Source organism: Pseudonocardia hispaniensis (genome assembly GCF_042658695.1).
In the GTDB taxonomy this organism is placed as follows: Bacteria; Actinomycetota; Actinomycetes; order Mycobacteriales; family Pseudonocardiaceae; genus Pseudonocardia; species Pseudonocardia hispaniensis.
This window is the reverse complement of the sequence record NZ_JBHSQW010000026.1, coordinates 17,920-30,258: the sequence shown is the minus strand read 5'-3', so window position 1 is coordinate 30,258 and position 12,339 is coordinate 17,920. Positions and strand designations below refer to the sequence as shown.

The window sequence follows — 12,339 nt, the reverse complement described above, 5'->3', positions numbered from 1 at the left end:
TTAGAACAGTGATCTCCAGTCACCGGTGGCGCTGTTGTCAGCGCGTGGGGAGCGAGGAGATGTCAGCATCGACAGCCCAGCCCGCCACTCAGCAGGAGTCCAACGAGGGCGTGGTGCACGTTCTGTGGATCAATGCGGGTCTGAGCTGCGACGGTGACTCCGTCGCGCTCACCGCCGCCACCCAGCCGAGCATCGAGGAGATCGCACTCGGCGCTCTGCCCGGATTACCCAAGATCGCGGTGCACTGGCCGTTGATCGACTTCGAATGCGGCCCGGACCAGGGGGCCGACACGTTCATCGAGTGGTTCTTCAAAGCCGACCGGGGCGAGCTGGAGCCATTCGTTCTGGTGGTCGAGGGGTCGATCCCCAATGAGGCGATCAAACCCGAAGGCTATTGGTGTGGCTTCGGCAACAACCCCGAGACCGGCCAACCGATGACCACCAGCGAATGGCTCGACCGGCTCGCGCCGAAGGCGCTGGCCGTCCTGGCGGCCGGGACGTGCGCCACCTACGGCGGCATCCACGCGATGGCCGGCAACCCGACCGGCGCGATGGGCGTTCCGGACTATCTGGGCTGGGGGTGGAAGTCGAAGGCCGGCATCCCGATCGTCTGTGTGCCCGGGTGCCCGACCCATCCCGACAACCTGTCCGAGACGATCCTCTACCTGCTCTACCAGGCCGCCGGGGCCGCGCCGATGATTCCACTCGACGACGCGCTGCGGCCGAAGTGGCTGTTCGGTGCCACGGTCCACGAGGGGTGCGACCGGGGCGGCTACTACGAGCAGGGCGAGTTCGCCACCGACTACGGCCAACCGCAGTGCCTGGTCAAGCTGGGCTGCTGGGGCCCGGTGGTGAAGTGCAACGTGCCGAAGCGCGGGTGGCTCAACGGCGTCGGCGGCTGCCCGAACGTCGGGGGCATCTGCATCGGGTGCACGATGCCCGGCTTCCCGGACAAGTTCATGCCGTTCATGGACACCCCGCCGGGCAGCCTGGTCTCCGGGGCGGCGAGCAAGACCTACGGCGGAGTCATCCGCAGGCTTCGCAAGATCACCGAACGCAAGCTCGACGCCGAGCCCAAGTGGCGCCACAAGGGCCGCGAGCTGACCACCGGCTACAGCAAGGCCTGGTAAGGAGCCCGAACGCCATGACCACCACGCAGCCCCGCCACGCCGCGCCCACATCGGACAAGACCGGCCTCATCGAGATGGCCTGGGACCCGATCACCCGGATCGTGGGGAGCCTCGGCATCTACGCCAAGATCGACTTTGCGAACAAGCGGGTCGCCGAATGCCACAGCACGTCGTCGATCTTCCGCGGCTACTCGATCTTCATGAAGGGCAAGGACCCCCGCGACGCCCATTTCATCACCAGCCGCATCTGCGGCATCTGCGGCGACAACCACGCGACCTGCTCGGTCTACAACCAGAACATGGCCTACGGGGTCCGCCCGCCCCACCTCGGCGAGTGGATCATCAACCTCGGTGAGGCCGCCGAGTACATGTTCGACCACAACATCTTCCAGGAGAACCTGGTCGGGGTGGACTACTGCGAAAAGATGATTTCGGAGACCAACCCCGGAGTGCTGGAGCTGGCCAACCGCACCGAGGCCGCGCACGCCGCCGACCACGGCTACCGGACCGTCGGCGACATCATGCGCGCGCTCAACCCGTTCAGTGGGGAGTTCTACCGGGAGGCGCTGCAGGTCAGCCGGTACACGCGCGAGATGTTCTGCCTGATGGAGGGCCGTCACGTGCACCCGTCGACCCTCTACCCGGGCGGCGTCGGGACCCACGCGACCCACCAGCTGTTCACCGACTACTACACCCGGCTGATGCGGTACGTGGAGTTCCTCAAGCGGTGCGTGCCGATGCACGACGACCTGTTCGACTTCATGTACGAGGCGTTGCCCGGCTACGAGGAGGTCGGACGCCGCCGGGTGCTGCTGGGCTGCTGGGGCTCGCTCAACGACCCCGAGGCCTGCGACTTCACCTACCGGAACATGACCGACTGGGGCCGGCGGATGTTCGTGACCCCGGGCATCGTCGTCGACGGCAAGCTGGTCACCACCGACCTCGTCGAGATCAACCTGGGCATCCGGATCCTGCTCGGACACTCCTTCTACCGCGACTGGGCGGACCAGGAGACGTTCGTGACTCACGATCCGCTGGGCAACCCGGTGGACAAGCGCCACCCCTGGAACCAGCACACGATCCCGGCGCCCCAGAAGCGCGACTTCGACGACAAGTACAGCTGGACGATGTCCCCGCGCTGGTACGACGGCAAGGACCACCTGCCGCTGGACACCGGCGGCGGACCGCTCGCCCGGTTGTGGGCCACGGCCCTGGCCGGCCTGGTCGACTGCGGCTACGTGCGGTCCACCGGCCGCAGCGTGCAGATCAACCTTCCGCGCACCGCGCTGCGGCCCGAGACCACGTACGAATGGACGCCGCCGACCGACAAACAGGGCCGCCCGCTGTCCAATGCGATCGAGCGCAACCGGGCCCGGACCTACTTCCAGGCCTACTCCGCGGCCGCCGCGGTGCACTTCGTGGAGCAGGCGCTCGCCGAGGTGCGCAACGGTAACTCCAAGACCTGGGAACGGTTCACCGTCCCCGACGAGGCGATCAGCTGCGGGTTCACCGAGGCGGTGCGCGGGGTGCTGTCCCACCATATGGTGATCCGCGGGGGCAAGATCGCCAACTACCACCCGTACCCACCAACCCCGTGGAACGGCAGCGTCCGCGACACGTTCGGCACTCCCGGCCCGTACGAGGACGCCGTTCAGAACACGCCGATCTTCGAGGAGAACCAGCCCGAGAACTTCAAGGGCATCGACATCATGCGCGCGGTCCGCAGCTTCGACCCGTGCCTGCCCTGCGGGGTCCACATGTACCTCGGCAACGGCAAACCGCTGCACAAGATGCATTCCCCCGGCGCACTCAACCTCATCTGATGACCGATCAGTCGGATCCCCAGGAGGTCGCGCGGCAGATCGAGTCCGTGCTCTCCGCGATGACCGAGCCGCGGGCCGGCGAGGAGCTGGTCCGGCTTCTGATGCGGTTCTACGGGGCGGGACTCGAGCAGGTCGTCGCGATCGCGCGGGCGGCGGGCGGCGAGCCCATCGTGCATCGGCTCGCCGCCGACCCGCTGGTCGGGGGGCTGCTCGCACTGCATGAGCTGCACCCCGTCGCGATGCGGACGCGCGTCGAGCACGCGATGACGGTCGCCAAACGCAAGCTCGGCTCGCACGCCGGCGACGCCGACCTGCTCGGCATCGATCCCGACGGCACGGTGCGGGTGACGCTGTCGGCGAGCGGCTGCGGGGCCACGACCGTCCGGCAGATCGTGGAGGAGGAGATCGTGGCGGCGGCGCCCGACGCGGCCGGCGTCGCGTTCGTCGAGGCCGACCGTGGCCCACCCCTGCTCCAGATCGGGGTGCGCCGTGGCCCCCGGTGAGGCGAAGGAGCGCACCCAGTGACCGGGTTGCGCCGCTTCCTCGTCACCGGCGGCGACCCGTCCCCGCCGGTCGAGCGCTGTGAGCTGTGCTCGACCCCGATCCCGGCCGAGCACCCGCACCTGGTCCAGATCGACGAGCGCCGGATGCTCTGTGCCTGCGTGCCGTGCGGGTTCCTGTTCGACAACCCGGGCGCGGGCGGGGGCAAGTACCGCCGGGTCCCCGACCGGCACCTCGTCGACCCGGACTTCGCCGTCACCGACGCCGAGTGGGAGGCGCTGCAGATCCCGGTCGCCATGGCGTTCTTCCTGCACAACTCGCCGCGAGGCACCGTCGTCGCCTGCTATCCGAGCCCCGCGGGGGCCACCGAGAGCGAACTGGAGTTGGCGGCCTGGGACTCGGGGATCGGGGCGAGCGCCCTGGCCGGTGAGCTTCGCCCCGACGTCGAGGCGCTGCTCGTGCGCCGCGATCCACCCGAGTGCCTGCTCCTGCCGATCGACGCGTGCTACCGGCTCGTCGGGCTCGTCCGGACCCACTGGCGCGGCTTCGACGGTGGGACCGAGGCCTGGAAAGCCATCGACGACTACGTCGGCGAACTCCGAGAGCGGGCCCAGACCGTGGAACGAAAGGCCTGACATGCTCCGGTTCGCCTGCACCGGGTCGCGCCCCGAGCCCTACGCCGCCGGACCGAGCCTGCAACTGGACCTGCGGGTCACCGAGATCAGCGGCCGCCGGGTGCATACGGCGTCGCTGCGGGTGCAGATCCGGATCGATCCGCGCCGGCGCCGTTACACCCGCACCGAGACCGACAAGCTCGCCGATCTGTTCGGTGCGACGCACCGCTGGGGCGACACGCTCAACCCGCTGCAGCTCGCGACGGTCGGGGTGATGCTGCCGTCGTTCACCGGGTCGACGACGGTGCCGCTGAACGTCCCGCTCACCTACGACCTCGACGTCGCGGCGGGAACGTACTTCCATGCCCTCGAGGAGGGCGAGGTCCCCCTGCTGCTGTTGTTCTCCGGGACCCTGTTCTACGCCGGGGACACCGGAGTGCAGGTCGGGCTCGTGCCGTGGCACGAGGAGGCCGAGCACCGGCTGCCCGTGACGGTGTGGCGGGCCGCGATGGACGAGCATTTCCCCGGCTGCGGCTGGGTCCGGCTGCGCCGCGAGACGATCGACGCGCTGCTGGCCTACCGCTCGGCGCAGGCCGTCCCGACCTGGGACGAGACGATCGAGCGACTGCTCAAGGTGGCGCACCGATGACGATCGACGAGGCACTCACCGAGATCGCGGCGGTCGCGGACGCCGTGTTGTTCGAGGGTTACCTGCTGTATCCGTACCGGGCCTCGGCGCAGAAGAACCAGATCCGCTGGCAGTGGGGCGTCCTGGTCCCACGGGGCCACGGCGCCCAGGCCGGCGAGGTCTCGTCGAACCGGACCGAGTGCCTCCTCGAGCCGCGCGGCGACGACACCCGGGTGCATCTGCGGATCCGGTTCCTGCACCTGCAGCAACGGACGGTGCTCGACGCGCTCGGCCGGCAGGTCGACGAACTGGACGTCGCCGGGACCCGGCACCTGAGCTGGGAGGAAGGTGTGCCCCGGCAGGTCGACGCGGTGCTGCCGGTGGCCGAGTTGCTGACCGGCGCGAGCGTCCCGATCCGGGTCCCGGGCTCGCGGACCGACGAGCACCTCACCCATCCCGGCGGCGCTCCCGCCGGGCGGCTGGTCCGCACCTGCTGGCCGCTGGCCGGCACGGTCGCGGTGCGCGCGGAGGAGCTCCCGGGTCCCTACGGGGTGCTGCGGCTTCGGGTCGAGGTGCACAACGACGCCGGCTGCTCGTCCGAGATGTCGCGCACGCAGGCCCTGCGCACCTCGTTGATCGGTACCCACACCCTGCTCGCCGTCGAGCCCGGAGCGTTCCTGTCCCTCACCGATCCACCGCAGTGGGCGGCGCCGTACGCCGCGGAATGCGAGAACCTGCACACCTGGCCGGTTCTGGCCGGCCCACCGGAGCGGTCCGACCTGCTGCTCTCCTCGCCGATCATCCTTCCCGACCATCCGCGGCTCGCCCCGGAGAGCACCGTCGAACTGTTCGACGGCACCGAGAACGACGAGCTGCTCACGCTGCGCACGATGGTGCTCACCGACGCCGAGAAGGCCGAGGCGAGGGCGACCGACCCGCGCGCCGCCGCGATCGTGGACGCCGTCGGCGCGCTGCCCGCGGAGATCCTGGAGCGGCTGCACGGCGCCATCCGGTCGATGGGTCCCGCCGGCGCGTCCGGGTTCGGCGCCGACGGCCCGGCGGCTCCGCCCCCGCAGAGCGTGCCGTGGTGGGATCCCGACGCCGAGGACTCGGTCGACCCGGATACCGACTCCGTGCTGGTCAGCGGCGTTCCGGTGGCCAAGGGCAGCTCGGTGGTGCTGCGGCCGGGGCGTGGGTGCGACGCGCAGGACGCGTTCCTGGCCGGGATGCGCGCGACCGTCCAGGCCGTCGTGCACGACATCGACGGGACCGTGCACGTGGCCGTCTCACTCGACGACGACCCGGCCGCCGACCTGCAGATCAGCCACGGCCGCTTCCGCTACTTCCGGCCCGAGGAGCTGGAGGTGACGCCGTGAACGTGCTGGTGGCGGGTGTCGGCAACCTGTTCCTGTCCGACGATGGCTTCGGCGTGGAGGTGGCGCGCCGGCTCCGGGTCCGCGGCGGGTTCCCGGCCGGGGTCGAGGTCGTCGACGTCGGCATCCGCGGCGTGCACCTGGCATACCAGCTCCTCGAGGGCTACCAGGGCCTGATCCTGATCGACGCCGTGCACCGCGACGGGCCGCCGGGCACCGTCTACCGCCTCGAACACACCTTCGACGCGTCACCCGAGACCGCGGGTCCCGCCCTCGACGGCCACGCCATGAGCCCGGATGTCGTGCTCGGGCTGCTGCACGACCTCGCCGCCGCCAACGAGATCGATCCGCCGCTGCGGCGCGTCCTCGTCGTCGGCTGCGAACCCGCGGTCCTGCACGAGGGGATGGGCCTGTCCGCCCCGGTGGCCGCCGCCGTCGAGCCCGCGATGAGGGCCGTCGACGAGTTGATCAACCTGCTGCTCGACGTCCCGGAAGGAGCCCGCTCATGATCCGCAAGCTGGTCCTGATCGTCCTGCTCGCCGTCGTCGCGGTCGCCGCCGTGCTGGTCATGCTGTCCCGCGACGAGATCGCCCGCTACCGCGAGATCCGCCGGATGTAGGAGGTCGCCGCGATGTGCCTGGGAATTCCCGGTGAGGTGGTCGAGCTGATGGCCGACCACGAAGACCTGGCGATGGTCAGCGTCGAGGGCGTGCAGCGGGCGGTGAACATCGGCCTGCTGCGCGAGGAGGGCGTGACCGACCTGCGCCCCGGCGACTGGGTCCTCATCCACGTCGGTTTCGCCCTCTCCAAGATCGACGAGGCCGAGGCCAAGGCGTCGCTGGAGTGGCTGACCGGAGTCGGCGACGCCTACACCGACGAGCTTCGCGCGCTCGCCGCGTCCGACATCACGTAGAGGAGGGCGTTGTTGTGCGATATGTCGACGAGTTCCGCGACGCCGCCACCGCGCGGGCGCTGTCCACCCGGATCGCCGCGCTGTGCGAGCCGGGGCGGCGCTACACGTTCATGGAAGTCTGCGGCGGGCACACGCACACGATCTACAAGCACGGGCTGGAGGACTACCTGCCCGAGACGATCTCGCTGGTACACGGCCCCGGCTGCCCGGTATGCGTCATCCCGATGGGCCGGGTCGACGACGCGATCGCCATCGCCGAACAGCCAGACGTGATCATGACCTCGTTCGGCGACATGATGCGGGTGCCGGGGGGCCGCGGCTCGTTCTTCGACTCCAAGGCCGCCGGTGCCGATATCCGCATGGTCTACTCCCCGCTGGACGCGTTGAAGATCGCCCGGCGCAACCCGGACAAACGCGTGGTCTTCATGGCGATCGGCATGGAGACCACGGCGCCCTCGACGGCGATGACCGTGCTGCGCGCGGCGGCCGAGGGACTCGGGAACTTCTCGATCTTCTGCAACCACGTCATGATCATTCCGGCGATCAAGGCCATCCTCGACTCCCCCGACCTGCGCCTGGACGGGTTCATCGGCCCCGGCCACGTGTCGACGGTGATCGGCTGCCGACCGTATGAGTACGTCGCGCGCGACTACGGCAAGCCGCTGGTCTGCTCCGGCTTCGAGCCGCTGGACATCCTGGAGTCGGTCTACCGGCTCATGGTTCAGGTCAGCCAGGGCCGCTGCGAGGTGGAGAACCAGTACGCCCGCGTCGTGCCGTGGGCGGGTAACCCCAAGGCGATGCAGGTGATCGGTGAGGTGATGGAGCTGCGGCCCCACTTCGAGTGGCGCGGGCTCGGGTTCATCTCGCATTCCGCGCTACGGGTGCGCGAGCGATACGCGCGCTTCGATGCTGAGCGGATCTTCGAGGTGCCCGGGGTGCGGGTGGCCGACCCGAAGGCGTGCCAGTGCGGCGAGGTGCTCAAGGGCGTGCTCAAGCCGTGGGAGTGCAAGGTGTTCGGCACCGCGTGCACCCCGGAGACCCCGATCGGGACCTGCATGGTGTCCAGCGAGGGCGCCTGCGCGGCGTACTACAACTTCGGCCGGTTCAGCCGGAATCGCGTCCGGGAGGCGACCCGGACGTGAACACCTCGCAGCGCGCCGGTGCGGCCTCCCGCGAGGAGCAGGTGCTGGAGCGGATCGCCAAGGTCCGCGCCCGCCGGCCGAAGATCCGGGAGGAACGGATCACGCTCGCGCACGGCGCGGGCGGCAAGGCCACCCACACGCTCATCGAGGCGGTGTTCGTCGAGGCGTTCCGCAACCCGGTGCTCGAGCAGCTCGAGGACGGCGCGTCGCTCGACACCGGGGCGGGCAGGCTCGCGTTCACCACGGACTCGTTCGTCGTCGCACCGCTGTTCTTCCCCGGCGGGAACATCGGCGACCTCGCCGTCAACGGCACGGTGAACGACCTGGCGATGTGCGGGGCCCGCCCCCTGTACCTGTCCGCGGGCTTCATCCTCGAGGAGGGCTTCCCGGTCGCCGACCTGCACCGTGTCGTCGACTCGATGGCCGCCGCCGCGCGGGCCGCGGGGGTGCAGGTCGTCACCGGTGACACCAAGGTCGTCGACCGGGGCAAGGCCGACGGCTGCTACATCAACACCGCGGGAGTGGGGCTGCTGGACCGCCCGCTGCGCCTGGCGGCGAGCGCGGCTCGCCCCGGCGACGTCGTGCTCGTCTCCGGGCCGATCGGCGACCACGGGATCACCGTCATGCTCGCCCGCGGCGAACTGGACATCTCCGCCGACATCCGCTCCGACACCGCCCCGTTGCACGGCCTCACCGCCGCTCTGCTCGATGCCGTGGGTGAGGGGGTGCGGCTGCTACGCGATGCCACCCGAGGCGGCGTCGCGACGATCTGCAACGAGGTCGCGGTGGCCTCGCAGGTGGCGGTGGTGCTCGACGAGGGGTCCGTTCCGGTGCGCCCGATCGTCACCGGGGCCGCGGAGCTGCTCGGGATCGACCCGCTGTACGTCGCGTCCGAGGGCAGGCTCGTGGCGGTGGTCGCGCCCGAGCGGGTCGATGCGGCGCTGGCCGCGTTGCGGGCGCATCCGCTCGGGGCGGAAGCCGCGGTGATCGGGGCCGTGCGGGACGACCCACCGGGGCTGGTGATGCTGCGGACGGCGTTCGGCGGCACCCGGATCGTCGACCTGCTCGTCGGCGACCCGCTCCCCCGTATCTGCTGATGCGCCCCTGTGAGTGCGTAACAGTGTTAGAACACTGTTACGCACTCACAGGGGCGGTAGCGCACCTCAGATGGTTCGAATCGTCGCCATCATCGCCATGTCCTCGTGCTCGAGGTTGTGGCAGTGCATGACGAACATGCCCAGGTAGTCGGTGAACCGCACGGCGACGTCGACGACCTCCCCGGGCCGGATGTCGACGGTGTCCTTCCAGCCGGCGTCGAACCGGCCCGGCCCGCGCCCGTTGCGGTGCAGCACCTGGAACTGATCGAGGTGCACGTGCACCGGATGGTGGACGTCGGTGCGGAACCGCCACACCTCGGTCCGCCCGAGCGGGACCTCGGCGAGCGCATGGTTCGGATCGAAGCTGCGGCCGTTGATCGTCCAGCCGCGGTGGTCGCCCACCGCTCCGCGGGTGAACACGAACTCGCGGCGCACCGGCCCGCGCCCGAGCGGTTCGACGTCGGCGAGCCGCTCGGGCACCCGGCTGTCGTCCGCGGCGGCGCGGACCACCCGGAACCGCAGCACGTCGCGGGTCGACCCGGAGCCCAGGGAATTGATCATGGTGACCGCGGTGCCCACCGGCACCGCGCCGAAGTCGACCACGACGTCGAAACGCTCGGCCGGGGCGATGTCGATCTGCTGCTGGACCAGCGGCGCGGCGAGCAGCCCGCCGTCCGATCCGATCTGGGTCATCGGCAGGTTCGGCCCGCCCGGCACCTGCAGTACCAGCGAAAAGCGGCGGGCGTTGGCGCCGTTGAGGATACGCAGTCGGTACCGCGCCGCGTCGACCTCGTGCACCGGCCATGGCGCGCCGTTCACCAGCACGACGTCACCCAGGACGCCCTCCATCCAGTTGTCCTCGACCCCCGGCAGCGTGCGCAGCGAGCGGTCCAGCGCGGGGTAGCGGAACGAGCCGTCGGCGTTGAACGCGCGATCACAGAGCAGCAGCGGCAGCTCGCGGTCGCCGCGGGGCAGTGGCAACGCGTCCTCGACATCGTCCCGGACGAGGTGCATCCCGGCCAGGCCGCGATAGACCGCGGGACCGGTGAAGTCCATCCGGTGGTCGTGGTACCAGAGCGTCGCGGCGCGCTGGGTCATCGGGTAGCGGTACTCGCGCGTCCCGGCAGCCATGGTCCCGACCATCCCGTTGTGGGCGTGGGCCCAGTTCGAGGTGTCCCCGACCGGCAGCACCAGGTCGAGCGGCCAGCCATCGGACTCGGCGGGGGTGTGCCCCCCATGCAGGTGCACGACCGTCGGGACCGGCAGCTCGTTGCGGTGCCGGACGACGACGGGTCGTCCCCTACGGGTCTCCAGGGTCGGACCGGGGAAGATCCCGTCGTAGCCCCAGATCGTCGTGCGCAGCCCGGGCAGGATCTCGGCGGCGGCGCTGCGCTGGGTGATCTCGTAGAGGTCGGCACCGTCGATGGTCCCGACCGGTCGGGCGACCGGTGGCACCGGCAATGGCACCCGGTACGGCTCGGGCAGGGCAACAGCGCTGGTCAGGGAGTCTCCGGTCTGCCCGGCAGGGGTATCGAGGCCGAGCGCGCCGCATCCGGACAGGCCCGCGACCGCGGCCGTGCCGCCCAGCAGGCCGAGGAAACGCCGGCGGGAGAGGGTCATCGTGGCCGCCGAGCCGACGACGACCAGACCCAGATCGTCGACAGCACGGACACCGTCACGATGGCCACCCCGAGCGGGATGTGCATCTGCAGAGTCCGCGCGTAACCCATCCCCACCTGGAGCCCCTCGGCCAGGAACAGCACCACCGCCGCCGGCAGCACCCACAGCCGTCCCCGGCCGCCGAGCACGTAGGCCGACGCCCCGCCGACCACGAGCAGGCCGAGCAGGGGAAGCAGGCTGCCGATCAGCCCGTGCCCGGTGATCGCGTCAACGTCGCCGGTGAGGAACAGCCCGGCCAGGACCGGCTGGGCGAGCACGGCGAGCAGCTGCCCGGTCAGCAGGACGCGCAACGCCCAGAGGCTGGCGCGGGGCTGCCGGGCGGGGACCGCCGGAGCGGGCGGCGCTGGGGCAACGGTGTCCACGTCCGCGGACGCTATGGGCCGCGACCGGCGGATATATCAGGGATGGCCCTGGCCGGACCCGGAGAATGCGCTGAGCGCACGCCCATGAGTGCATCACGGTGTTGTCGCGCTGGTAGGCACTCACCGGGCGAGTTCGGCACGATCGCGGTCATGACTACCCAGGAGCAACCGCTTGCCGGAAAGGTCGCCCTGGTCGCGGGCGCGACCAGGGGTGCAGGGCGCGGGATCGCGGTGCAGCTCGGCGCAGCCGGGGCCATCGTGTACGCGACGGGCCGCTCCACCCGCGAGCGGCGCTCCGAGTACGACCGGCCCGAGACCATCGAGGAGACCGGAGAACTGGTCACCGCGGCGGGCGGCACCGGCATCGCCATACCGGTCGATCATCTGGTGCCCGAGCAGGTCGAGGCCCTCGTCGCGCGGATCGACGCGGAGCAGGGCGGGCTCGACATTCTCGTCAACGACATCTTCGGGGGCGACGTCCTGGCGGACTGGAACAAGCCCGTCTGGGAGCATTCGCTCGACGACGGACTGCGTCTGCTGCGCCTGGCGATCGACACCCACCTGATCACGAGCCGGTTCGCGTTCCCGCTGCTCATCCGGCGCCCCGGCGGACTCGTCGTCGAGGTCACCGACGGCACCGCCGCCTACAACGCCGAGAACTACCGGATCAACGTCTACTACGACCTCGCCAAGATCGCGCCGATCCGGCTGGCCCGCAGCTGGGCGCACGAACTCGCCGGGCACGGTGCGACGGCGATCGCGCTGACCCCGGGTTGGCTGCGCTCGGAGCTCATGCTCGATCTGTTCGGCGTCACCGAGGAGAACTGGCAGGACGCGTGCGCGGCGCAGCCGCATTTCGTCATCTCCGAGACCCCGCATTTCGTCGGACGCGCGGTGGTGGCGCTCGCGGCCGATCCGGAGCGGGCGCGGTGGAACGGGGAGTCGACGTCGAGTGGGGCGCTGGCGCAGGTCTACGGCTTCACCGATCTTGACGGCTCCGCCCCCGACGCATGGCGCTACCTCGTCGAGGTACAGGACGCCGGGAAGCCTGCCGACGCGACGGGTTACCGCTGATC

The 12,339-nt window shown here is 70.5% G+C and carries 13 protein-coding genes; 11 read left to right on the top strand and 2 right to left on the bottom strand.

The window, feature by feature from the left end; all coding sequences use genetic code 11:
• The first annotated feature begins 59 nt into the window (after positions 1-59).
• The 10 genes from ACFQE5_RS12725 (at position 60) to hypE (ending at position 9,221) form a co-directional block, all read left to right on the top strand.
• On the top strand, positions 60-1,130 hold the full coding sequence (locus tag ACFQE5_RS12725) for an NADH-quinone oxidoreductase subunit B family protein (protein ID WP_379585102.1): 1,071 nt from the start codon (positions 60-62) through the stop codon (positions 1,128-1,130).
• Positions 1,131-1,144: 14 nt separating this feature from the next.
• A complete protein-coding gene (locus ACFQE5_RS12720; protein WP_379585101.1) occupies positions 1,145-2,953 on the top strand; it encodes a nickel-dependent hydrogenase large subunit in 1,809 nt (602 codons plus the stop codon).
• Positions 2,953-3,456, top strand: a complete 504-nt coding sequence (locus ACFQE5_RS12715; protein WP_379585100.1) for a hypothetical protein — start codon at positions 2,953-2,955, stop codon at positions 3,454-3,456. The genes ACFQE5_RS12720 and ACFQE5_RS12715 overlap by 1 nt, the downstream gene beginning before the upstream one ends.
• An 18-nt stretch (positions 3,457-3,474) precedes the next feature.
• On the top strand, positions 3,475-4,089 hold the full coding sequence (locus tag ACFQE5_RS12710) for a DUF5947 family protein (protein WP_379585099.1): 615 nt from the start codon (positions 3,475-3,477) through the stop codon (positions 4,087-4,089).
• A gap of 1 nt (position 4,090) precedes the next feature.
• Complete coding sequence (locus ACFQE5_RS12705; protein WP_379585098.1) at positions 4,091-4,717, top strand: DUF6084 family protein; 627 nt, start codon at positions 4,091-4,093, stop codon at positions 4,715-4,717.
• Positions 4,714-6,072, top strand: coding sequence for a hypothetical protein (locus tag ACFQE5_RS12700; RefSeq protein ID WP_379585097.1), 1,359 nt, complete (start codon positions 4,714-4,716; stop codon positions 6,070-6,072). The genes ACFQE5_RS12705 and ACFQE5_RS12700 overlap by 4 nt, the downstream gene beginning before the upstream one ends.
• The gene (locus ACFQE5_RS12695) at positions 6,069-6,578 is read left to right on the top strand and encodes a hydrogenase maturation protease (RefSeq protein WP_379585096.1); all 510 of its coding nucleotides are present in this window, start codon (positions 6,069-6,071) and stop codon (positions 6,576-6,578) included. The genes ACFQE5_RS12700 and ACFQE5_RS12695 overlap by 4 nt, the downstream gene beginning before the upstream one ends.
• A 122-nt stretch (positions 6,579-6,700) precedes the next feature.
• A complete protein-coding gene (locus ACFQE5_RS12690; protein ID WP_379585095.1) occupies positions 6,701-6,982 on the top strand; it encodes a HypC/HybG/HupF family hydrogenase formation chaperone in 282 nt (93 codons plus the stop codon).
• Between the two features lie 14 nt (positions 6,983-6,996).
• Positions 6,997-8,124: a hydrogenase formation protein HypD gene (gene hypD, locus ACFQE5_RS12685; RefSeq protein WP_379585094.1), complete on the top strand. Its 1,128-nt coding sequence runs from the start codon at positions 6,997-6,999 to the stop codon at positions 8,122-8,124.
• Positions 8,121-9,221: a hydrogenase expression/formation protein HypE gene (gene hypE, locus ACFQE5_RS12680; protein WP_379585093.1), complete on the top strand. Its 1,101-nt coding sequence runs from the start codon at positions 8,121-8,123 to the stop codon at positions 9,219-9,221. The genes hypD and hypE overlap by 4 nt, the downstream gene beginning before the upstream one ends.
• A gap of 66 nt (positions 9,222-9,287) precedes the next feature.
• Here hypE and ACFQE5_RS12675 read toward each other — a convergent pair whose 3' ends face one another.
• Together ACFQE5_RS12675 and ACFQE5_RS12670 are read right to left on the bottom strand one after the other, a co-directional pair.
• Positions 9,288-10,841 (bottom strand): multicopper oxidase family protein, encoded by a 1,554-nt coding sequence (locus ACFQE5_RS12675; protein WP_379585092.1) that lies wholly within the window; start codon positions 10,839-10,841, stop codon positions 9,288-9,290.
• Positions 10,838-11,263: a hypothetical protein gene (locus ACFQE5_RS12670; RefSeq protein WP_379585091.1), complete on the bottom strand. Its 426-nt coding sequence runs from the start codon at positions 11,261-11,263 to the stop codon at positions 10,838-10,840. The genes ACFQE5_RS12675 and ACFQE5_RS12670 overlap by 4 nt, the downstream gene beginning before the upstream one ends.
• A gap of 150 nt (positions 11,264-11,413) precedes the next feature.
• On the opposite strand from ACFQE5_RS12670, the gene ACFQE5_RS12665 reads away from it, so the two are divergent.
• Positions 11,414-12,337, top strand: a complete 924-nt coding sequence (locus ACFQE5_RS12665; protein ID WP_379585090.1) for an SDR family oxidoreductase — start codon at positions 11,414-11,416, stop codon at positions 12,335-12,337.
• The last annotated feature ends 2 nt before the right edge of the window (positions 12,338-12,339 follow it).